Source organism: Chitinimonas naiadis (assembly GCF_054780835.1).
Map to the genome: position 1 here is coordinate 411945 of NZ_BAAGVO010000007.1, position 22355 is coordinate 434299.

Consider the following 22355-nt stretch of genomic DNA (forward strand, 5'->3'; position numbering starts at 1 on the left):
AAAAAGGGTGGCCCTGGCAGGTCCACCCTTTTTCTTTTCATTATTCCCCGTCTACCCATCCGCCGCCTGGCAAGGCCGCGTTTTCGAATCGGGACCAGTGACCCAGGAAGGTCAGCCGAACCGTACCGGTCGGGCCGTTCCGATGCTTGCTGATGATGATCTCGGCAAGGCCCTTGTCGGGCGAATCCGGATTGTAGTACTCATCCCGGTACAGGAAGATGATCAAGTCGGCATCCTGTTCAATGGCGCCGGATTCCCGCAAGTCAGACATCATCGGGCGCTTGTTGGGACGTTGTTCAACTGCACGGCTCAACTGCGACAGCGCAATCACCGGCACGCGCAGCTCCTTGGCCAGACCCTTGAGCGAACGGGAGATTTCACTCACTTCCGTCGCCCGGTTCTGGTCTTTGCCGGAGCCTGACATCAGCTGGATATAGTCGATGACGATCAGGCCCAGCTTGCCATTGAACTGTCGCGCCAGTCGTCTAGCCCGGGCCCGGAGTTCAAGCGCCGTCAGGCCAGGGGTCTCGTCGATGAAGATATTGGCTTCAGACAGCTTGCCGGCGGCATAGGTCAGCTTTTGCCAATCGTCGTCTTCAAGCCGGCCCGTCTTGATCTTGTGCTGATCGAGGCGGCCGACCGAGCCGATCATCCGCATCGCGAGCTGCGCGCCGCCCATTTCCATCGAAAAGATGGCAACCGGCAGGCCGGAATCGATGGCGACGTTTTCTGCCAGGTTCACCGAGAAAGCGGTCTTGCCCATGGATGGGCGGCCGGCCACGATGATCAGGTCGCCGGGTTGCAGGCCGGATGTCCGGTTGTCAAAATCGGTCCAGCCGGTCGGGATGCCGGTAACGGCATCCGGATTGTCGCGGCTGTAGAGTTCGTCGATACGGGTGACGACTTCTTTCAGTAGTTGCGGCATGCCCAGAAAGCCCTGCTTGCCACGTGCCGACTGCTCGGCAATCTCGAACACCTTGCCCTCGGCCATGTCCAGCAGCTGCGCGGCCTCCCTGCCTTTGGGGTTGTAGGCGGCGTCGGCAATCTCGGTGCCGATGGCAGCCAGCTGGCGCATGATGGAGCGCTCGCGCACGATTTCAGCGTAGCGCTTGATATTGGCCGCACTCGGTACGTTCTGAGCCAGGCTGGCCAGATAGGTCAGGCCACCGACGTAGGCCAGCTGGTCGGCATTATCCAGCGATTCGGCCACCGTGATGGCATCGGCGGGTCGACCCGTCTCCACCATGCGGGAAATATGACGGAAGATGACGCGATGGTCGTCACGGTAGAAGTCTGGTTCCGTGATCGCGTCGGCAATCCTGTCCCATGAGCCGTTGTCGATCAGCAGGCCACCCAGCACCGACTGTTCAGCCTCGACCGAATGCGGTGGCGTACGGATGTTCGCCAGTTGCGAGTCTTCTGGCGACATATCGGGGGTAAAATGCTCGGCGTCGTCTTGGTCAAATTGCATGTGCGGGGGCTGGCGCTTAGGATGCGCGACCTTGCAGTCGCGATTAAAACCGCATTCTACCCGTACATCCGTCGAAAATCCGTCATGCCCCAAGTCCGCAAGTCCGTTCTGGTCCCCTACCCCGCTGCCAGCATGTTCACCCTGATCGACGGTGTCGAGGATTACCCTCGCTTCTTACCCTGGTGTGGCGACACGGAAATCCACCTGCGCGATGAAGACTGGACCATCGCGACCGTGGGTATCGACTACCTGGGACTGAAGTCGTCCTTCACCACAGAGAATCGCAAACAGCCGGACTTGATCACCATGGAGCTCAAGGACGGTCCGTTCAAGAGCTTGACTGGCGCCTGGCGCTTCGTCGTGCTGGCCGAGGATGCCTGCAAGGTCGAGTTCGAACTCGACTATGAGTTTGCAAGTCGCACCTTGGAGGGGTTGGTAGGACCCGTGTTCAGCAAGATAGCCGGCACCTTTGTCGATGCCTTCGTCAAGGAAGCCGGGAGGCGCTACGGATGAGCGATACGATCCAGGTTGAAGTGGCGTGCGCCATTCCCGACAAGCAGCGTCTGGTTGTGCTGCATCTTGCAGCAGGCAGCACGGTTGCCGACGCGCTGGCTGCCTCAGGCCTTGCGGCTATGTTTCCCGAGCTGACATTGGCAGACTGCCCGGTTGGCGTTCATGGCCGCGTGTGCGCGCCTAATGCGGTGCTGAGGGAGTTGGACCGGGTGGAGGTCTATCGCCCTCTGCTGGCAGACCCCAAGGATGCGCGACATCGGCGTGTCGCGCTGGGTAAGACGATGAAAAAGGCAGGCGACGAATAAGTCCTGCTTATTTGCCGGCTTTGCCACACCAGTAGGCCTGGTCCTTGCGGTAGCCCTCCAGGGCGCTCTTCATCTGGGCTGAGGTCAGATCATATTCCTTGCCCTTGGCATCCTTGCCGGTGACATAAGCGACGTCCCCCATGGACTGGATATGTGCAGTCAGTTTGTCGCAATTGGCACGCGCTTCCTCCGGCGTGACTTTCGCTTCCTTCAGGGCGGGCTCCTTCTTGGGCTCAACCACCGATGGCTTGCCTGTTCCGCTGGGGACCTGTGGCGCGACGCTGTTGCCGGGCAGCTTGACGGTGGCGCTCTTCGCAGCGGGAGGCGGCTGGTCGCCATATTGCACCTTGCCATTGGCATCCACCCACTTGTAGACCTCGGCAAACGCCAAGGAAGATGCGAGCAAGGCGCTCAGGCAAAAAGCGATGCGAAAATGGTGGTTCATACTATTTCCTCTTGAGCCGGTGCGGCCAACGGTAGGGGTTCGCTGGATGAGACATCATCAAAGCGCACGTGCTCGATCTCGACAAAACGCTTGCTGATCTTTTCACTGGTGACCTGTACCTGCTGGGCATCCTCGTGGGCCATGCGGATATGGTCGGCGAGCTTCTTCATACGCTGGTCAAAGCGGCTGAACTCCTTGCTTAGCTTGCCTAGTGCGTCCTTGATGATATGTACCTGACGGCGGGTTTCAACATCTTTGATGACCGCTCGCGCCGTATTGAGCACGGCCATCATGGTGGTTGGCGAAACAATCCACACCCGCTTGCCCATGGCGTACTGCACCAGTTCCGGGTGGTAGGCATGGATTTCGGCAAAGACCGCTTCGGCCGGGATAAACATGACAGCACCGTCTGCCGTCTCGCCGGGGATGATGTACTTCTCGCTGATGGCATCGATGTGCTTCTTCACATCGACCTTGAAATGTCGCTGCGCCATCACCCGCTCCGCTTCCACGCTGGTAGCGAACATGCGGTGATAGTTTTCCAGCGGGAACTTGGAATCCACCGCCAGCGTGCCAGTCGGCTCCGGCAGGTTCAGGATGCAGTCGGCACGCGTGCCATTCGATAGCGTGGCCTGCATCTGGTAGCAGGAGACCGGCAAGACATTGCTGACCAGATGCTCGAGCTGTACTTCGCCAAATGCACCGCGCGAGCGCTTATCGCCCAGTAGTTCCTGCAGACTGACCACGTTTGTCGTCAGGCCGTCGATCTTCTTCTGGGCCTCGTCGATGGTGGCGAGGCGGGCCATGACATTGGCGAAGGTTTCATTGGTCTTCTTGAAGCCTTCTTCCAAGCGTTCGCTGACCTTGCCGGATATCTGCTCCAGTCGCTTGTCTACCGTTTCGCCAAGCTGGGTGACAGTCTGGGTCAGCTGTTCGGTGGTCCGGCGCAGGGTGTTGAGCAGCAGCTCCTGCTGGGCGCGGCCCTGTTCGCCAACCTGTTTGCTGACGGTTTCGAGAATTTCCGTGCGCAAGGCGTCCTGCTTTTGCTGCACTGTCTGAGAGATGTCTGCGAGTTGCTTGGCGATGGCCTCGCGGCTGTCGGCCAGGGCCTGGGTCTGGGTCAGTTGCATCGATTGCAGTGCATTGGTCTGGGCAATCTGCGCCGCTTGCAGGGCCTCGGTCTGCGTCGCCCGTAGCGTCTCGAGCCCAACCCGCGTGTCCTTGAGTTCAGTCCCTACTGCCTCGCGCAGGCGATCAAATGACTGCCCCACGCTGTCGCGCAGCCGCTCCCCGGATTCCTGAACGCTATTGCGCAGGCGGTCGCTCTGTTCTGCGAAACCATGGTTGAGGGCATCGGACTGGCGCTGCAAACCGGCATGCAGATCGCTCAGCATGGCCCGGTGTTTTTCTTCCAGCTGGGCGGAGAGCAAATCCAGCGTGCTTCGCTGTGCCTGAGCCAGAACGCCCAATCTGACGATCACCAGGCCGCCAGCCAGCAATACGACCAATGTGACGATACCAAACAAGACTTCAATCATAGTGATATTCCAAGAGCATTTACCTCTGGCGCGATCATACGCCCTACCCTGAGCCGCGGGGTACGCAGTGCTCGCACTGCCTGGTATTTTAATTTCATTTTGTTATAAAAAAACAATTCTTTATTCCTTGTGAGAATTTTCGCTGCGTCCGAATATGCATGCATCGAATAATGATCAATTGATCAGTACGGGATAAGGAATAAAGGTCAATGACGTCCGTCATCTTGCTCGCAGGCAGCCCCAACAACCTGTCGCGCTCTACTGCCCTGCTGCAGCGTAGCGCGACGGTGCTGACAGCGCACGGGATCGACAGCCAGTTAATTAGCGTGGCGGACTTTCCGCCCCAGGCTTTGCTCTACGGCTGGAAGCATGCGACCGAAGTTGCCAGCTTTCTGTACAACATTGCCCGGGCAGATGGTGTGATTGTCGCGACGCCTGTCTATAAGGCGGCTTACAGCGGGGCCTTGAAGCTGCTGCTTGACATCCTGCCGGAGCGGGCGTTTGCCGGCAAAGTCATACTGCCACTTGCGGTTGGGGCCAATCCCAATCATGTGCTGGCGGTGGATTATGCGCTCAAGCCCGTACTTGGCGCGCTCAAGGCGAAGCAGATACTTGACGGTGCCTTCGCGGTCGATGGGCAGATTGAGTATCGACAGGATGGCAGCGTGCAATTCGAGGATGAGTTGCAAGCCCGGCTAACGACCGGCCTGGCGCGCTTTATTGATGCGCTGCCAGCCGCACCGTTACCAAGGCATGACCCAGGTTTGTTGGCTCAACGGGTGGCCGCAGCCCAGTTGGGTGTTTGAGGACATACGATTCCACCACCGCCTGCGTTGGGGAGCGCGGGTCAGCCCCGCCCCCATGGGCCTAACTCCTGTCCGTGGGGGCGGGCGGCGGTGGATTCACCAAGGCTTGGCGAATCAATCCAAGCAGTGCCTTGGACCATGCATTTTTGGGGCGGATCGGGCTGCCGGCAACGGGCTCGGCGGATATCGGCAAATTGTCATCGTAACCAACCAGCAGGAGCTAAGCAGATGAGCATCAAATCCATCAACGTCCGCAACCAGTTCAAGGGTTCCATCAAGGAAATCATCGAAGGACCGGTCGTGTCCGAGGTCGATGTGGCAACCCCCGCGGGTGTCGTCACCTCCGTGATTACGACCCGTTCCGTCAAGGAGCTGGATTTGAAGGTTGGTTCGGAAGTCATCGCCTTCGTCAAATCCACCGAGGTGTCCATAGCCAAGCTATGAGGGTTAACCTCCGTTTGCCTTTTCTTGGTGCAGACGGCTTGCCGAATTGGCCGGCCGACTGCAAGCTTGCCTGCCAATTACATCCCGCAAATTGACCCATGCACATCGTCATCCACCCTGGTTGGCAGGATTCAGGTCCTGCTCACTGGCAGTCGCTCTGGCAGCTAGAATGGGCATCCCAAGCCTCCCGCGTACCTCAGGCCGATTGGGACAAACCTGATCTGGATTCATGGGTGGCAACGCTGGACCGGCACCTGGATGACAAGGTCGATGAAGTCATTGTGGTGTGCCATAGCCTGGGATGCCTGACGCTGGCTCACTGGGCGGTGGCGTATCCGGAGCGTGCCGCGCGCCTGGCGGGTGCGCTGCTGGTCGCCCCGGCAGATGCCGAGCGAGTCGACGCCCCGCGAGAAATAGTGGGCTTCGCGCCCATTCCTCAATCAGCCCTCCCCTTTCCTGCCATCGTCGTGGCGAGTGATGACGATCCATTCTGCCGGATCGAACGCAGCCGGCAGTTCGCTACTGCCTGGCGTAGCAGCTTGATAACGCTGGCTGGTGCAGGCCATATCAATGCGGCAAGCGGGTTTGGCGATTGGCCACAAGGTAAGCAGCTATTGGCCGGTTTATTGGCTTGAATCGCGCGCTGTACTTGCCTTTCATCGCTTCCGGTTCCAAACTGGAAAACCCGACGTCATACGCCTGCGCTGCAATGTTTCGCTGCTTGTCTCTCCTCCTGGTGTTTTCCAGCGTTTTTTCGCTGGCGGCCGAGTCACGTCAAAGTCTGGAGACCGTGGCTGAAGCGGCCAAGACTTTCCTGGCAGCACAGCTGAGCAGCTATGGTGATCGGGCCAGCTTTCAGTTGGGTAAGCTGGATAATCGCCTGGAGCTGGCGCCTTGCCAGAAGCTGGATGTCGTGTTGCCAAACGGGAATCGCCTTGTTGGCAATTCCAGTGTACGTGTCACCTGCAGCAAAGGCGCCAAATGGTCGGTCAATCTGCCGGTGGCAATATCGATACAGGCGGATTACTGGGTGGCGACCCGTGCTCTGCCCTCCGGTTATGAACTGACCGAGAATGATATGGAACGTCGCAGCGGGGATCTTGCCCAGTTGCCGGCGACAGTCGTCGTCGATCATACGACGGCGGTGGGGCGTACCTTGATTGGCGGCACGCCCGCCGGCGCGCCACTACGTATTGATCAGATGCGGGCACCTTATGCCGTCAAGGCCAATGAGTACGTCAAGGTCATTGCGTCCGGCCAGGGGTTCGAGGTGGCGAGCGAAGGCCGCGCTTTGAGTAACGCCAACGAGGGGCAGCAGGTCAGCGTCAAGATGATTACCGGGGCGACCGTGCAAGGTATTGCGCGCGGTACCGGCACCGTCGAGATCCGCTACTAGCCTGGTTGCGCTGCAGCAATTATCGGTGCTTGGGCGATCCCGCCCTGGGCGTGTTCGCTAGACCCCCGGCCCCCCCGCAAGTAGAATCGCCTGTTCTTCCCACTTTGGCGATATCGACTTACTCTCCATGCAGGTATTCCGTGGTGCCCCTTTCTGCCCGGCCGGCCCTTGCGCCCTGACCATCGGTAACTTCGATGGCTTGCACCGTGGGCATCGCGCCATGCTGGATCGCCTGATCGGCGAAGCGAATCGCCTTGGTCTACCGCCTGCTGTCCTGACCTTCGAACCCCACCCGCGTGAGTTCTTTACCCCGGATGCGGCGCCAGCGCGCTTGTCCAGCCTGCGGGAGAAGCTCGAACTCTTGCGTGAGGCCGGGGTCGCTCGCGTCTACCTGGCGCATTTCAGCCGCAATTTTGCTACCTTGTCTGCCGAGGCCTTTGCCCGCGACATTGTTGCTGGCCAGATTGGCGCGCGTTATGTACTGGTGGGCGACGACTTCCGCTTTGGCAAGGGACGAGCCGGCGACAATGCCGCTTTGGCCCAGTTTGGGCATGCGCTGGGCTTCCTTGCCGAAGCGATGCCGGAGATCGCCGTGGATGGCTTGCGTGCATCCAGCACCGCCGTGCGTGATGCGCTCGCACTGGGTAACCTTGCCTTGGCAGAGCGCCTGCTCGGGCGGCCTTATCGCATCAGCGGCCGAGTGGTACATGGTCAGAAGTTGGGGCGCCAGATCGGCTTCCCGACTGCCAATATCCAGGTCAAGCACAATCGCCCTCCCCTTAACGGCATCTTTGTGACAGCCGTGCATGGCATCGGTGATCAGCCCTTGTTGGGCGCTGCCAGCCTGGGCAAGCGTCCCACCGTGGACGATTCCGGCCGTATTGCATTAGAGGTTCATCTGCCGGACTTCACCGGCAATCTGTACGGCCGCCATTTGCAGATCGATTTCCTGCACAAGCTGCGTGACGAGGAAAAGTACGATGGTCTTGATCCGTTGATAGCCCAGATCAAGCTCGATGTGGAGAACGCACGCGCCTACTACCGCGAACGAATTAGCCTCCCCCGTCCGTGAGCGGACGGGGGCTGCACTGCATATGCCGGCTTGCCAGGGCAAGCCGTGGACCTGAATACACTGAGCCATCACCATGTCTGAACAGAACAAATACCCCGTCAACCTGCTGGATACGCCGTTTCCCATGCGGGGTGACCTCGCCAAGCGTGAGCCCGCCTTCCTGGCGCGCTGGCAGGCGCAGAAGCTGAACGAGCGTGTTCGCGCCAATAGCGCCGGTCGTCCGAAGTTCATCCTGCATGACGGCCCTCCCTATGCCAATGGCGATATCCATATCGGCCACGCCGTCAACAAGGTGTTGAAGGACGTCATCGTCAAGACCAAGACGCTGGCAGGGTTTGACGCGCCTTACGTGCCGGGCTGGGATTGCCATGGCCTGCCCATCGAGCACCAGATCGAAAAACTGGTGAAGAGCGACAAGAAGGCCATCGAAGCCGCGCCTGCCATCCACGCCAAGATCGTCGCCTTCCGCAAGGAAAATGGTCTGGATGAAAAAGCCATCCATTTGCCGGCTGATTTTGTCCGTACCTTGTGCCGCGAATATGCCGAGATCCAGATCGAACGGCAGAAGAAGGACTTTGTCCGTCTTGGCATCACCGGTGACTGGGATCATCCGTACAAGACCATGGCGTTCGATACTGAAGCCAACATCATCCGCACGCTGGGTGAGGTGCATCGCCAGGGTTATCTGGTCAAGGGCCAGAAGCCGGTGCACTGGTGCGTGGACTGTGGCTCTTCGCTGGCCGAGGCCGAAGTCGAGTACGAAGACAAGAACAGCCCGGCGATCGATGTTGCTTTCCCTGTGAAGGATGTCGCGGCGCTGGCCGCTGCATTCGGCCTGCCTGCCGACAAGCTGGCTGGTGTGCCCGCCTACGCCGTGATCTGGACGACCACGCCCTGGACCTTGCCCGCCAACCGGGCTGTCTGCGTCCATCCCGAGCTGACCTACGACCTGATCGAGACCCCGAAAGGTCTGCTGATCCTGGTACGGGAGCTCGCTGAGGCAGCGCTCAAGCGCTATGGTATCGAATCGGTAGAAGTCATCGCCCAGGCACACGGTAGCAAGCTTGAGCATCTGCGCCTGCAGCATCCCTTCTATGAGCGCGAGTCGCAGATCATCCTCGGCAACCATGTGACGACCGATGCAGGTACCGGTCTTGTCCATACCGCACCGGCCCATGGCCTGGATGACTGGCTGGTCGGCCAGCACTATGGCTTGAGCAATGACAATCCGGTTGGCAACGATGGCCGTTTCAAGCCAGGTACCGAGCTGTTCGAAGGCAAGACCGTCTGGGAAGCCAATCCGCTGGTGATTGAGAATCTCGCCGCCAGTGAACTGTTGCTGGCCAATGTGCGCCTGAATCACAGCTACCCGCATTGCTGGCGCCATAAGACACCGATCATCTTCCGTGCCACCGCACAGTGGTTCATCAGCATGGAGAAGCCGGGTCGCGCAGGTCATGCACTGCGGCAGGTTGCTCAGCAGGCTGTAGATGCAACCGAGTTCTTCCCCGACTGGGGCCGTCCGCGCCTGGAATCTATGATCAACAATCGCCCGGACTGGTGCGTGTCGCGCCAGCGTAACTGGGGCACGCCGATGACCTTCTTCGTCCACAAGGTCACCGGTGAACTGCACCCGCGTTCGCTGGAGCTGCTGGAACAAGTGGCGCAACGTGTCGAGAAGAGCGGTATCAATGCCTGGTTCTCGCTAGAGCCCGCCGAGCTGCTGGGCGACGAGGCTGCAGATTACGACAAGCTCAAGGACACGCTGGATGTCTGGTTCGACTCCGGTTCGACCCACTTTGCCGTGTTGCGGCAACGTGCCGAACTGGCCTGGCCCGCCGATCTGTATCTTGAGGGTTCTGACCAGCATCGTGGCTGGTTCCAGTCCAGCCTGCTGACTGGCTGTGCCACGCAGGGTCGGGCCCCCTACAAGCAATTGCTGACCCATGGCTTCACCGTGGATGGCAAGGGCGAGAAGATGTCCAAGTCCAAGGGCAATGTGGTGGCACCGCAGAAGGTGATCGACCAGTACGGTGCCGACATGCTGCGCCTGTGGGTGGCGAGTACCGACTACTCCGGCGAAATGAGCATCTCGGACGAGATCCTCAAGCGCGTGGCCGATAGCTATCGTCGCGTGCGCAATACCTTGCGCTTCCTGCTCGCCAATCTCAGCGATTTCGATGCCGGCAAGGATCTGGTGGCGGCGGATCAACTTCTGACCATCGACCGTTATGCCCTGGTGATGGCGCAGCAGTTCCAACAGTCGGTGACCGCTGACTACGAGCGCTACAGCTTCCACACGGCCATGCAGAGCATCCACCACTATTGTGCGGACGATCTGGGCGGCTTCTACCTCGACATCCTGAAGGACCGGCTGTACACGACGGCGGCCAATAGCCCGGCCCGCCGTTCCGCCCAGACTGCGCTGTACCACATCACCCGCAGCCTGGCGCTTTTGCTGGCACCGGTGCTGAGCTTCACCGCGGATGAGGTGTGGAGTACGCTGAACGGCAACGGTGACGACAATACCCTGCTGCACACCTGGTATGCCGTTCCGCAGCCGTCGGATGCGGCGGCGCTGGCGGCCGACTGGGCCGGTGTACGTGATCTGGTGGCACAGGCCAAGAAGGAAATGGAAGTGCTGCGCGAGGCCGGTTCCATCGGTTCCAGCCTGCAGGCCGAACTCTCGATCACGGCGGATGCCAAGCTGTATCCCTTGCTGGCTGCGCTGGGCGATGACCTCAAGTTCGTGTTGATCGTATCCGGCTTCACCTTGCAGTCCGGTGCCGAGAATCGCGTTGAAGTCACGCCTGCCAGTGCGGCCAAGTGCGAGCGTTGTTGGCACTATCGCGCCGATGTTGGTCAACACGCGGAGCACGCTACCTTGTGCGGCCGTTGCGTCAGCAATCTGTTCGGTAGCGGCGAGGTGCGGCCTCATGCTTAAGGCGGGACTGACACGTTGGTTGTTGTTGGCGCTGGTTGTGATCGTGTTTGATCAGGTCAGCAAGCAGATGGTGGAGGCATCCCTGCAGTTCGGGGATGTCGTACCGGTCTTCAGCGGCTTCAATGTGGTACTGACCTACAACAAGGGGGCTGCCTTCAGCTTTCTCGCCTCGGCGGGGGGCTGGCAGCGTCATTTTTTCACCATACTGGCACTGGCGGTTTCGGCTGCCATCATCTGGACGTTGAGCAAGCACCATAACGAGCGACGCCTGGCGCTGGCACTGTCGCTGATACTGGGTGGCGCTATCGGAAACGTGATCGATCGTGTCTGGTATGGTCACGTAATCGATTTTCTCGATGTTTACTGGGGCGTTTCGCACTGGCCCGCATTCAATATCGCTGATTCGGCCATCTGTGTTGGTGCGGTGCTCATGGTACTGGATGGCATACTGAAACCCGCCAAGCCCGCTGACCAGCCTGGTTGAATTGCAGGAACTTATTATGAGCAGCATGCAAATCATACTCGCCAACCCACGCGGCTTCTGTGCCGGGGTGGATCGCGCCATCGCCATCGTCGAACGCGCGCTCAGCCAGTTTGGCGCGCCCATCTATGTGCGCCATGAGGTCGTCCACAACAAGTTCGTGGTCGAGGATCTCAAGAACAAGGGCGCCATCTTTATCGAGGATCTGGCGGATGTACCTGAAGGCGCCACGCTGATCTACTCGGCACACGGTGTACCGCAATCGGTGCGGCGTGAAGCTGAAGAGCGTGGCCTCAAGGTCTATGACGCCACCTGCCCGCTGGTCACCAAGGTCCATGTCGAGGTCAAGAAGCTGCGTGAGACCGGTTACGAGATCGTGATGATCGGCCATCGCGGCCATCCGGAGGTCGAAGGCACCATGGGCCAGTCCAACGGCGGCATGTACTTGGTCGAGGATGCCAACGATGTCTTGGCGCTGGTCGTGGCAGACGAGAGCAAGCTCGCTTACGTCACCCAGACGACCTTGAGCGTTGACGATGCTGCGGTGGTGGTGAATGCGCTCAAGCAACGCTTCCCCGATATCGTCGGGCCCAAGAAGGACGATATCTGCTACGCGACCCAGAACCGCCAGGATGCCATGAAGAAGCTGGTCACCGAGACCGACGTGGTCGTCGTGGTCGGGTCGCCCAATAGCTCGAACTCGAACCGCCTGCGAGAAGTGGCGGCCAATGCGGGCCTGGATGCCTACTTGGTTGATAACGCAAACGAGCTGCAGTCGGCCTGGTTTGTCGGCAAGCAGCAGGTGGGTGTTTCGGCCGGCGCATCTGCGCCGGAGGTGCTGGTTCAGGAAGTCATTGATCGTATTCGTTCTTTCGGTGCTCAGTCCGTGCAGGAAATGGAAGGCACGATCGAGGGCATCGTGTTCTCCCTGCCCAAGGGGCTGAGCGGCGAACGCGCGCAGTAAGCCAGTAAGCGATCAGCAAAAAGCCCGGCATTGCCGGGCTTTTTGTTTTTGTACCGCTCCCGTGCCATCGCGCCTACTTGGCCGTTTTGGCGGCCTCCGCCGCTTCAGGCGCATCCTTGCTGGCGGCGTCGACGGCCCAGCCGCCTACTTTGACGACACCCTTGCCGGTCGCCACGGCCACGTCCGTTGTCACTTCCACGGCAGTGACGGCCGTACCGATCACGGCCGAAGTCACGGTCACGACGGCGCAACCGGTCAGGGAGGTGAGGCAAACCAGCAGCAAGCTGGCAACGATCAATCGATTCATTCAGTGTCTCCGGCGCAGGTCAGTCAACCTGCAATACGATCTTGCCCATGTTACGGTTTTCTTCCAGCCAGCGGTGTGCTTCCGCCACATCGGCCAAGGGGAAGCTACGATCCTGGGTCAGCTTGATCCTGCCTGTGGCCAGCGCTGGCAGGATGGTCGCGCGAAGCGCCTCGGTGAGGCGGGCCTTCACCACGAGCGACTGTGGACGCAATGTGGAACCTTGCAGGCGTATGCGCTTGACCAGCAACTTGCCTAGATTTAGCTCTGCGCTGCTGCCCCCCATCAGGCCGATCAATATCAGGCGGCCATCCGCCTTGAGGCAGTTCAGGTTGGCGTCCAGATAACTGGCGCCTATGCAGTCAAGGACGATATCAACACCACCTGAAGGCTTGATCGCATCGGCGAAGTTTTCCTGCCGATAGTTGATCGTGTGCTCGGCGCCCAAGGAGCGGCAGAACGCAGCCTTCTCTTCGCTGCCAACGGTGACGACGGCGCCGGCGCCGTGAAGCATCGCCAACTGAATGCTGGCGGCTCCCACCCCGCTGGCCCCTGCGTGTATCAGGACGCGCTCCCCTGCCTGCAGCTGGGCCAATTCGATCAGGTTCAACCAGGCTGTCATCCACGCCTCGGGCAGACCGGCCGCCGCTTCGTAGCTTAACCATTCGGGCTTTTTGATGGCGCAGGCGGTTTCCAGCAGAGCGAACTCAGCGTAGCCGCCACCTGCCACCAGGCCGAACACTGCCTCGCCGGGCAGGAAACCGGTTACGTCCTCACCCATGTCCTCAACGTCGCCCGCAACTTCCAGCCCGAGTAGCGGGGAGGCGCCCGGCGGCGGCGGGTAGCGCCCTTCCCTCTGTACGATGTCGGCACGATTGATGCCCGCTGCTCTAACACGAACCAGCAACTGGCCTTTGGCCGCTGTTGGTCGGGGCTGTTCGCTCAGCTGCAGGTTGGCTGCCTCCCCGGGGGCCGTTTGGGTAATGGCGCGCATGCCTGGGGTCATGTGTGTACCACGCTCAGGGCAGCATCCTTGACCTTGCCCGCTTCGTGCGGCAACGCTAGGTAGTCGGTCGATTGCATCTCGGTCAAGCGGCTGGCTGTGCGGAAGAATTCATGGGCGAAGCTGCCCTCGGTGTAGATCTCTTCGGCAACCGTTTCGGCCGAGATGATCAACTTGACCCGGTAGTCGTAGAACACGTCCACCAGCCAGGTCAGGCGTCGCGCTGCCGATGCGTCGCGTGCGGTCAGCCTAGGGACTTCGGACAGGAAGATGGTGTGGTACTGGCAAGCTAGCCAGAGATAGTCGGTTTGCGAGCGCGGCCCTTCGCACAGCTCCTTGAACGTGAACCAGATCACCCCCGGGGCATGGCGCTTGGCCTGGACCTTGCGCTCCTCGATGGTCAATTCGAGCGGCAGATCACTGGCGGTGGCCAGCTTGGAGAAGATGGCGTTGAGTTCGGCGTCGGTTTCGGGCGTGAGCGGGTGCAGATAGGTGCGTGCCTGGGTCAGCGTGCGCATGCGATAGTCGTTGCCGCCATCGACGTTGACGACCTCGACATTGCGCTTGATCAGGTCAATGGCAGGCAGGAAGTTGTGGCGCTGCAGACCATTGGGGTAGAGATCATCCGGTGCATAGTTGCTGGTGGTGACTAGGACGGTGCCGAGATTGAACAGATGCGTAAAAAGGCGTGCGAGGATCATCGCATCGGCAATGTCCGAGACATGGAATTCATCGAAGCACAGCACGCGCGTATCACGCGCAATATTTTCCGCGACTTTGGCCAGCGGATCTTCTTCGTTCTTGAGCGAGCGCAAACCATCATGCACCTCTTGCATGAAATGATGGAAATGCAGCCGGCGCTTGCGTTTGAATGGCAGGCAGGCGAAGAAGCCATCCATCAGGAAGCTTTTGCCCCGGCCTACGCCACCCCAGAAGTACAGGCCTTTGGGGATGTACGGTGTGGGCAAAAGGGTACGGCCGAACAGGCGGTCGCGTTTGCGTTTGAATTCGGTCAGTTCGTCATACAGGCGTTGCAGGTGCCTGATAGCGTTCTCCTGCGAGGCATCACGCTGGAAACCGGATTGCTCGGCAGCGGTCTCATACCAGGCCATAGGTGGTGTACCGGGCTGGATGTGGGCAGTAAAAACGTGTTGTGACATATCGGCGCCAGCTTGGTTGATGCCCGCGATTATAGCCTTCACGCAACACAGCAAGACCTTGAGCAATCACTCGTATATATTGAATGGGGGCGCACCCACAGCAGATCAAATCCTAAAAGCGCCCTTCTCAAGCATGCAAACTCAGGAGCATAGCAACATGGCCAGAATCGCACTCGTCACCGGCGGCATGGGCGGAATCGGAACCGCTATCTGCCAGAAGCTCGCCGACGCCGGGCATACCGTTGTTACCACCTATAGCCGACCGGGTAAGGAGATTCAGTGGTTGGCGGACCAGAAGGAAAAAGGCTACACATTCCACGCCTACCAGTGTGACGTCGCTGATTACGACGCTTGCCAGGCGCTGGCTGCAAAAATCCTGGCGGAAGTCGGCCAAGTGTCGGTTCTGGTCAACAACGCCGGCATTACCAAGGACACGACCTTTCGCAAGATGGGCAAGGTGGATTGGGATGTGGTGATGCGTACCGATCTCGACTCGGTCTTCAATGTCACCAAACCTTTTATCGACGCCATGACCGACCACAATTTCGGCCGTGTGATCAATATCTCGTCGATCAATGGGCAGAAGGGCCAGTTTGGTCAGACCAACTATTCGGCAGCCAAAGCAGGCATGCATGGTTTCACCAAGGCACTGGCGCAGGAGGTGGCAAAGAAAGGCGTTACGGTGAATACCGTCAGCCCCGGCTACATTGCGACCGAAATGGTCATGGCGGTAAAGGAAGAAATCCGTCATGCCATTATTTCCGGCATACCGGTCAACCGTCTTGGAACACCAGAGGAAGTCGCGCAGCTGGTGACTTTCCTGGCGGGTGATCAGGCGGGCTTCATCACCGGTTCCAATATCGCCATCAATGGCGGCCAGCACATGTTCTGATACAGGCCGATGAGGTAACGAAAAAGGCGCTGGATAGCGCCTTTTTCGTTACAGGGATCAGAACTTGGTGCCGATACCTGCCCCCCATACGACAGGGTTGATCTTTAACGTGCCGAGCCCTGCGCCGCCTCGCACATTCACATCGGTCTTGATGTAGAGCTTCTTCACATCGACATTGACGAACCAATCCTTGTTAATCGCAATATCAAACCCTGCCTGCAAGGCACCGCCGAAGCTGTTTTTGTCGACATCAAGCGCAGCTGCGCCCGCGTGCAGGTCCACGTTGTAGAAGCGGGTGTAGTTCAGTCCGGCGCCCAGGTAGGGGCGGACGGTAGCTTCTGGTGCAAAGTGATACTGCAAGGTAAGTGTCGGTGGGAGATGGCTGACCTTGCCCAGGCTGGCGCCGCCGGCCGTTACCGTATGCCGTGCCGTACCCAGGATCAGCTCTGCACCCAGCTTGTCGGTCAGCATGTAGGTGAAGTCCAGCTCCGGCGTGGCCTTGCTGTCCACATCCACTGCCAATGCATTCAGTGTGCCGGTGGTCGACACATCGGGTGCGACATTGATGACCCGGCCTCGTATCAGCAAGTCGCCCTGTGCAGCCATGGCGGAGCCGGTCATGAGCAGGCCGGCAATGACGAGCAGTTTACGTTGCATGGTGTAGTTCTCCGTGATGTTGCCCACGCGGTTGCGCGAGATCGACCACACCTTACAAAGCTTGCCGTAGTCAGATATTGCGTTTAGTCATAAAACCACTAAATCATCATGCCGGTTACGTATTTCTGCATGCCCGCAGTAAAAATAAAGTCTTTTAAATCATGGTGATAAATATTCTCAAATTGCCGGGTCCGGCGTTGCGGCGGTATCCTGTTGCTTTGCTCGACTTTGAGAGCCAGTCATGACCGTCGTCATCAAGACCCAGGAAGACATCGAAAAAATGCGCGTCGCCGGCCGTTTGGCAGGCGAAGTGCTGGACTACATCACCCCTTTCGTCAAACCGGGGGTGACGACCGCTGAGCTGAATCGGCTATGCCATGACTACATGGTAAATGTGCAAGGCACCGTCCCCGCGCCACTGCATTACTGCCCGCCCGGTTACACACCTTACCCGGCTTCGATCTGTACCTCGGTCAACCAGGTCATCTGCCATGGCATTCCTAATGACAAGGCCTTGAAGAACGGCGATGTGGTCAATCTCGACATCACCGTAATCAAGGATGGCTACCATGGCGACAACAGCCGCATGTACATGGTTGGAGACGTTCCGTCCCACGCCAAGCGTCTCGCGCAGATCACCTATGAGTGCATGTGGATCGGCATCGACATGGTCCGGCCGGGAGTGCGATTGGGCGACATCGGCGCGGCCATCCAACACCATGCCGAGAAGAATGGCTATTCGGTGGTTCGCGAGTTCTGCGGGCATGGCATCGGCAAGAAGTTCCATGAAGAGCCGCAGATCCTGCATTATGGCAAGCCCGGTACCGGTTTGGCGCTGCAGCCCGGCATGATCTTTACCATCGAGCCCATGATCAATGCGGGCAAGAAGGAAATTCGCGCCATGCCCGATGGCTGGACCATTGTGACCAAGGATCGCTCCTTGTCGGCCCAGTGGGAGCACACGATACTGGTGACCGATACCGGCTACGAAGTATTGACGCAGTCCGAGGGGACCCCTGCCAAGCCCGCCTTCCTGGCGACGCCCGTCGCAGCCTGATCCACCCATATTGCACGAGGAAACGCCGGTACACCGGCGTTTTTGCTGTGCAAACCTTGCCTGCCAGATACCATGCTCATAGCGATCAATCTTGCCGTCCTGGATGAGGCGAAGGCATTGCTGCAATTGCAGCGACTCGCCTATGCCCAGGAAGCTGAGCTGATCGCTTATCCTGACCTGCCGCCGCTCAGGGAGACGTTGGACGACCTGATGCACTGTGGCGAGACCCTTTGGGGCTGGCAGCAAGGCAACGTACTGCAGGCTGCGATCGGGTTTGAGCGTAGCGGGCCTGGGCTCCATATTTGTCGCATGGTCGTTGACCCCGCCTGGCAGCGGCGAGGTCTGGGACGCCAACTGGTGCAGGCGGTGCTAGCGCATGCGGACGGGCATGGCGTATCGGTATCCACCGCCCTCGCCAATCTTCCCGCCGTCGCACTTTACGAGGCGCAGGGTTTTGTAGTGCAGCAGACACTGCATACACCGGACGGCCTGGCGCTGGTCCTGCTAAAGTATCCTGCTGCTGGCCGCTAGCTTAGCTTCTGGCCACAAGCGCCCTACCCGCTGCCGAGATCCCGAATACCGCCATGAATGCGCCTGTTTCCATCCCTGATCTACGCCGGCAGTTGCAGACTGCACGAACCGCGCTGTATGCCGACTATCGTGACCCGGAGCAGGCCGCGGCCCTGCTGGAGGCAGACGCCCTGCTGGTTGACCAGTTCCTGGTCGCGCGCTGGCAAGAGCTTGAGATTGATCCCGCCGCTGCCCTGGTAGCGGTGGGTGGCTATGGTCGGGGGCATCTCTTCCCCTGTTCGGATATCGATCTCCTGATGTTGCTGCCGGAGGCAGCCAGCCAGGCAACGCTGGACAAGTTGCAGGAGCTTGTCGGCCTGCTATGGGATCTGGGCCTTGAAGTCGGACACAGCGTGCGTACGCTGACTGAATGCCTTGAAGAGGCCAGCAAGGACATCACGGTCCAGACCACGCTGCTAGAAACCCGCCTATTGGCCGGTTCGGAAGTTGCTTACCACCAGCTTGTCCGGGTGGTGTTCGAACAGCTCGATCCCCGTGCCTTCTTTGAAGCCAAGCTGCTTGAGCAGCAACAACGCCATGAACGTTACCAGGGCTCGGTCAACAAGCTGGAGCCCAACGTCAAGGAGGCGCCCGGCGGCCTGCGCGACTTGCACTTGATCCTGTGGTTGGCGCGAGCCTGCAAGCTTGCGACCGATTGGGGCGAGCTGCACAAGGCGGGCGTACTGACCGGGCAGGAGCTGCGCAAGCTCAAACGCGCCGAGAAGATGCTCTGGTCCTTCCGTATTGCCCTGCACCTGACTGCCGGGCGGCGTGAAGATCGTATCCTGTTTGATTACCAGAACACCTTGGCCAACCGTTTCGGTTACACCGATACCGATGCCAACCGCGCCAGCGAACAGCTGATGGCGGTGTACTACCTGTCGGCCCGTATCGTGGCGCAGCTACAGCCGCTGATCATCCAGGCGATCCGTCGCAAGCTGTATGGCCGTGCCCAGCTTGAGATCCGCCAGCTCAACGAGCGTTTTGTCGCCCGGGGGCCGCTGCTTGAGATTGCCAAGCCGGATGTCTACGAGCAAACACCTTCGGCCATACTGGAGACCTTTCTGGTCATGCAGCAGCATCCGGAGCTGACGGCGATCGGCGCGGATACCCTGCGGGCGCTCTGGCATGCCCGGCCTCGCATCAACGCCGCTTTCCGTCGGGATCCGGTCAACAAAGCGCTGTTCATGCAGATCGTCCGGCAGCCGTGGGGAACCACGCGGGTGATGCGCCGCATGAACCAGTACGGCGTGCTGGGTCGCTATATCCCGGCTTTCGGCAAGATCGTCGGGCGCATGCAGCATGATCTTTTCCACGTCTACACCGTGGACGAGCACATCCTGATGGTGTTGCGGAATCTGCGCCGCTTCGCAACAGCCGCGTTCAACCATGAATACCCGACCTGCTCACAGTTGATCGAAGCCTTCGAGCGACCCGAGGTGCTTTACCTCGCCGCCTTGTTCCACGACATAGGCAAGGGCCGCGGCGGCGATCATTCGCAGCTGGGCAAGGTCGATGCCCGCGAGTTTTGCGTGGCCCATGAGTTGAGCCGCGAAGACACGGACATGGTGGCCTGGCTGGTCGAGCACCACCTGACCATGTCCAGCGTAGCGCAGAAGCAGGATGTGTACGATCCGGATACCGTCGAGGAATTTGCCCAGATCGTACGTGACGAGCGCCATCTGATCGCGCTCTACCTGTTGACCGTTGCCGACATCCGCGGCACCAGTCCCAAGGTGTGGAATGGCTGGAAAGCCAAATTGCTGGAGGATCTGTACCGGGCTACGCGCCGCTACCTCACCGGCGAGACGCTGAACGCAAACGATGCGCTCGACGAGCGCCGCTCCGAAGCCGCCAGCCTGATGCGACGCCACGGCTTGCGAGACGATGCCCACCTGCCGTTCTGGAAAACGCTGGATCCGGTCTATTTCCTGCGCCATGAGGCGCCGGAGATTGCCTGGCATGGCCGTGTACTCTGGGGGCGCTACGACAAGGACGAGATCGTCGTACGTGCACGTCCGGCAGAACAGGATGAAGGCCTGCAGGTGCTGGTCTACTGCCCCGACAGGGCCGACCTGTTTGCCCGTATCTGCGCTTTCTTTGAGCGCGCGGGCTACAGCATTTTTGACGCCAAGATCTACACCACCCTACGCGGTTACGCGCTGGACAGTTTCTATGTCCACATCGCGGATGGCCGGGATACGGATTACCGCGACCTGGTGGGCTATATCGAGTATGAGCTGGCGCAACTGATCATCCGTGACGAGCCACTACCAGCACCGATCAATGGTCGCCTGAGCCGGGTGCTCAAGCACTTCCCCCTGCCCCCGCAGGTGCTGATCCGCCAGGACGACAAACAGAAGCTGCACATCCTGTCCCTGGTGGCAGGTGACCAGCCCGGCTTGTTGTCGCGCATTGCCAGGGTGCTATCGGCACATGGCATCGCCATCCACTCTGCCAAGATCATGACGCTGGGCGAACGTGCCGAGGATACCTTCACGATTTCCGGCGCGGCCCTGGCCGACCCCAAATCCCTGGTGCGATTGGAAGCCGACCTGATGGAAACCTTGCGGGTGCAGCGCTAGGCGGATTTAGCCTATCACCACCTGGTCATTGACCAGGCGAACCCGTCCGCCGGCCTTGTCTTCGATAACCTGCAAGAGTTTCTGGCCAAATTGCAGGTTGGCACCACCATGAATGCGCTTGGGCGCTTCGATGCTGGCGCCATCTGCCATTTCCATTTGCTCTGACAGCTCGCTGAGCTTGCTGTCCAGTTCCTTCACCTCGGCCTCATACAGCTCCCGCGTATGTTCGGCCTTCTCTCGCATGCCACCTACGGCCTTGGCCGGATTCTGGTCAAAAAACGCGAGCAACTGGCGCAGCTTGGCCAGTTCTTCCTGCTTACGCTTGCGCAACTGTTCGGTCTGGCTGCGCTCGGCGTTGAGGTAGGGGTTGAAGCCAACCTGGACCAGGGTCGGCACGCCCGATGGCGAGCCGATGACCGGCGCACGTACCAGCAGATGTGCCCTGGCATGACCGCCAATCAGGCTGCCCTGGTTGCTGCCCGGCTTACCGATCACGATACTTTCGCCGGCAGTCAATTCACTCTGCCGGATACCGCCTTCGGCTTGGATTGCCTTGCCGGCCTCCACCGCTGCATGCTCGATGAACTTGGCCTGGACGGTACCGTTGCAGCGTATCCGTGCGGTACTGGGCTCGCTCTCGGCCCCCGCTGCATGTTCCGCCTTGCCGATGATGCCGCCTTTGCAAACCACGTTGCCGCCGGCGATCACTTCGGCGGCCTCTATCGTTCCGTTGACAATCACATCCCCGGCAACTCTTACCGCCATGCCGGCCTTGATGTCACCATTCACCTGCAGCGTACCGTCGAAGGTGATATTGCCGGTTGTCAGGTCGACATCCTCGACATCGATCAGCGGGTTCACCGATACACCGTTTTCGGTCAGGCTCGGTGCACCGGAGATCGTGGCCAGCAGCAAGTCCGGGTTCTGCTCGTCAGGCGCCGCACCTGCCAGACTCTTGCTGAATGGTGGATCCGGTATCGGTTTGGCCAGCACCGGGCGGTCAAACACATCCACTCCGTTTTTTCCTTGTACTGCCGGTGTCCGTTTCATCAGCGGTGTGCCGGGGTCGACCACGATCAAGGTGCCCAGGTCACGGTAGTCGACGATATCGTTCTCGTCGTGCTCCATTTTCTGCGCCTTGAGGGCTTCCAGCAGACTGTCGAAGCGGGCGGGAATGCCGGATTCCGGCTCTTCCCCCTCTGCGATGATGAGGTCGCTGCATTGCCCGGCAAGGAAGGCTGCCGCTAATGCCGACTCTTTCAGGCCATGGCTGATATTGCGACTGCGCAGTGCTTCGCGCACCTTCTCCTCCGACACGGCACTGCCGCCCTGAGGGGGGGTAAGGGTCAACCAGGCGGACATGCGGCTTTGCGAAACGGAAATATCAAAGCTGCCATCGATCTGGCGGCCAATGACCATTTCCTGTGGTTCGCTGAAATTCTTGACCTTGTCGAGGAAGGTCGAAATCGCCTGCTCGTCAAGCGCGCACCCTGCCAGGCCCCGGGTTTCCAGCACCGCCTGCAGGGCAGCCCGATCCGGCGCGGCAACACCATCTGCTGGGGCATACTGCGCCGTCAATTGTTTACTGGCCGAATCAACACTGATTTCGAAGCCGCTCAGCACTTCTGTCATGGTATGTCTCGCCCGTTATTTTTATCTGAGTTTGCTAATGTAGCTGACTGCTCAGCAACTTATCAGCAATTCCTCAGCTAACTTCACACTAGTTGCAGGATAGTTGCAGCGAGAGA

General features: G+C 59.6%; 22 protein-coding genes. 14 read left to right on the forward strand and 8 right to left on the reverse strand.

From position 1 onward, the window contains the following. Positions 1 to 40 precede the first annotated feature (40 nt). Positions 41 to 1471 carry a replicative DNA helicase gene (dnaB, locus tag ACYVHK_RS22185; protein ID WP_460536698.1) on the reverse strand — a complete coding sequence of 477 codons (1431 nt, stop codon included), beginning with the start codon at positions 1469 to 1471 and terminating at the stop codon, positions 41 to 43. A gap of 84 nt (positions 1472 to 1555) precedes the next feature. Here dnaB and ACYVHK_RS22190 point away from each other — a divergent pair, with 84 nt between their 5' ends. Both ACYVHK_RS22190 and ACYVHK_RS22195 read left to right on the forward strand, forming a co-directional pair. Further along, a complete protein-coding gene (locus ACYVHK_RS22190) occupies positions 1556 to 1984 on the forward strand; it encodes a type II toxin-antitoxin system RatA family toxin (RefSeq protein ID WP_460536700.1) in 429 nt (142 codons plus the stop codon). Then, complete coding sequence (locus ACYVHK_RS22195) at positions 1981 to 2289, forward strand: RnfH family protein (protein ID WP_460536702.1); 309 nt, start codon at positions 1981 to 1983, stop codon at positions 2287 to 2289. Before ACYVHK_RS22190 ends, ACYVHK_RS22195 begins: the two co-directional genes overlap by 4 nt. 7 nt (positions 2290 to 2296) lie before the next feature. On the opposite strand, the gene ACYVHK_RS22200 is transcribed toward ACYVHK_RS22195, so the two are convergent. Beyond that, a complete protein-coding gene (locus tag ACYVHK_RS22200) occupies positions 2297 to 2734 on the reverse strand; it encodes a DUF4124 domain-containing protein (protein WP_460536704.1) in 438 nt (145 codons plus the stop codon). After that, positions 2731 to 4272 carry a DNA recombination protein RmuC gene (locus ACYVHK_RS22205; RefSeq protein ID WP_460536706.1) on the reverse strand — a complete coding sequence of 514 codons (1542 nt, stop codon included), beginning with the start codon at positions 4270 to 4272 and terminating at the stop codon, positions 2731 to 2733. The genes ACYVHK_RS22200 and ACYVHK_RS22205 overlap by 4 nt, the downstream gene beginning before the upstream one ends. A 209-nt stretch (positions 4273 to 4481) precedes the next feature. Between ACYVHK_RS22205 and ssuE the strand changes: the two genes are divergently transcribed. The 8 genes from ssuE (at position 4482) to ispH (ending at position 12379) form a co-directional block, all read left to right on the forward strand. Beyond that, entirely contained in the window at positions 4482 to 5078 is a 597-nt protein-coding gene (ssuE, locus tag ACYVHK_RS22210; protein ID WP_460536708.1) for an NADPH-dependent FMN reductase family protein, read from the forward strand. A gap of 228 nt (positions 5079 to 5306) precedes the next feature. Beyond that, entirely contained in the window at positions 5307 to 5522 is a 216-nt protein-coding gene (locus ACYVHK_RS22215; RefSeq protein WP_460536710.1) for a TOBE domain-containing protein, read from the forward strand. Positions 5523 to 5620: 98 nt separating this feature from the next. Beyond that, positions 5621 to 6157: an RBBP9/YdeN family alpha/beta hydrolase gene (locus tag ACYVHK_RS22220; protein ID WP_460536713.1), complete on the forward strand. Its 537-nt coding sequence runs from the start codon at positions 5621 to 5623 to the stop codon at positions 6155 to 6157. A gap of 86 nt (positions 6158 to 6243) precedes the next feature. Beyond that, on the forward strand, positions 6244 to 6918 hold the full coding sequence (flgA, locus tag ACYVHK_RS22225) for a flagellar basal body P-ring formation chaperone FlgA (protein ID WP_460536715.1): 675 nt from the start codon (positions 6244 to 6246) through the stop codon (positions 6916 to 6918). A 127-nt stretch (positions 6919 to 7045) separates the two neighbouring features. Then, a complete protein-coding gene (locus tag ACYVHK_RS22230; protein ID WP_460536717.1) occupies positions 7046 to 7990 on the forward strand; it encodes a bifunctional riboflavin kinase/FMN adenylyltransferase in 945 nt (314 codons plus the stop codon). Between the two features lie 73 nt (positions 7991 to 8063). Continuing rightward, positions 8064 to 10934 carry an isoleucine--tRNA ligase gene (gene ileS / locus ACYVHK_RS22235; RefSeq protein ID WP_460536720.1) on the forward strand — a complete coding sequence of 957 codons (2871 nt, stop codon included), beginning with the start codon at positions 8064 to 8066 and terminating at the stop codon, positions 10932 to 10934. Next, on the forward strand, positions 10927 to 11418 hold the full coding sequence (gene lspA / locus ACYVHK_RS22240) for a signal peptidase II (protein ID WP_460536722.1): 492 nt from the start codon (positions 10927 to 10929) through the stop codon (positions 11416 to 11418). Before ileS ends, lspA begins: the two co-directional genes overlap by 8 nt. A gap of 16 nt (positions 11419 to 11434) precedes the next feature. Further along, positions 11435 to 12379: a 4-hydroxy-3-methylbut-2-enyl diphosphate reductase gene (gene ispH / locus ACYVHK_RS22245; RefSeq protein WP_460536724.1), complete on the forward strand. Its 945-nt coding sequence runs from the start codon at positions 11435 to 11437 to the stop codon at positions 12377 to 12379. A gap of 73 nt (positions 12380 to 12452) precedes the next feature. Here the strand turns inward: ispH and ACYVHK_RS22250 are convergent, their stop codons facing one another. Genes ACYVHK_RS22250 through zapE form a run of 3 tightly spaced genes read right to left on the reverse strand, consistent with a single transcriptional unit; the run spans position 12453 to position 14846 of the window. Next, positions 12453 to 12686, reverse strand: coding sequence for a hypothetical protein (locus tag ACYVHK_RS22250; protein ID WP_460536726.1), 234 nt, complete (start codon positions 12684 to 12686; stop codon positions 12453 to 12455). Between the two features lie 19 nt (positions 12687 to 12705). Then, the gene (locus ACYVHK_RS22255) at positions 12706 to 13677 is read right to left on the reverse strand and encodes an NAD(P)H-quinone oxidoreductase (RefSeq protein ID WP_460536728.1); all 972 of its coding nucleotides are present in this window, start codon (positions 13675 to 13677) and stop codon (positions 12706 to 12708) included. Positions 13678 to 13685: 8 nt separating this feature from the next. Then, entirely contained in the window at positions 13686 to 14846 is a 1161-nt protein-coding gene (gene zapE / locus ACYVHK_RS22260; RefSeq protein WP_460536731.1) for a cell division protein ZapE, read from the reverse strand. Between the two features lie 157 nt (positions 14847 to 15003). Between zapE and phbB the strand changes: the two genes are divergently transcribed. Then, positions 15004 to 15738, forward strand: coding sequence for an acetoacetyl-CoA reductase (gene phbB / locus ACYVHK_RS22265; RefSeq protein ID WP_460537090.1), 735 nt, complete (start codon positions 15004 to 15006; stop codon positions 15736 to 15738). A 57-nt stretch (positions 15739 to 15795) separates the two neighbouring features. On the opposite strand, the gene ACYVHK_RS22270 is transcribed toward phbB, so the two are convergent. After that, positions 15796 to 16395: an OmpW/AlkL family protein gene (locus ACYVHK_RS22270; RefSeq protein WP_460536733.1), complete on the reverse strand. Its 600-nt coding sequence runs from the start codon at positions 16393 to 16395 to the stop codon at positions 15796 to 15798. 241 nt (positions 16396 to 16636) lie between these two features. Here ACYVHK_RS22270 and map point away from each other — a divergent pair, with 241 nt between their 5' ends. The 3 genes from map to ACYVHK_RS22285 all read left to right on the forward strand — a co-directional run bounded on the left by map (position 16637) and on the right by ACYVHK_RS22285 (position 20607). After that, positions 16637 to 17452: a methionyl aminopeptidase gene (gene map, locus ACYVHK_RS22275; protein WP_460536736.1), complete on the forward strand. Its 816-nt coding sequence runs from the start codon at positions 16637 to 16639 to the stop codon at positions 17450 to 17452. A 72-nt stretch (positions 17453 to 17524) separates the two neighbouring features. Continuing rightward, a complete protein-coding gene (locus ACYVHK_RS22280; protein WP_460536739.1) occupies positions 17525 to 17983 on the forward strand; it encodes a GNAT family N-acetyltransferase in 459 nt (152 codons plus the stop codon). A 53-nt stretch (positions 17984 to 18036) separates the two neighbouring features. Continuing rightward, a complete protein-coding gene (locus ACYVHK_RS22285; RefSeq protein WP_460536741.1) occupies positions 18037 to 20607 on the forward strand; it encodes a [protein-PII] uridylyltransferase in 2571 nt (856 codons plus the stop codon). 6 nt (positions 20608 to 20613) lie between these two features. On the opposite strand, the gene ACYVHK_RS22290 is transcribed toward ACYVHK_RS22285, so the two are convergent. Further along, on the reverse strand, positions 20614 to 22239 hold the full coding sequence (locus tag ACYVHK_RS22290; RefSeq protein ID WP_460536743.1) for a DUF342 domain-containing protein: 1626 nt from the start codon (positions 22237 to 22239) through the stop codon (positions 20614 to 20616). Between the last annotated feature and the right edge of the window lie 116 nt (positions 22240 to 22355).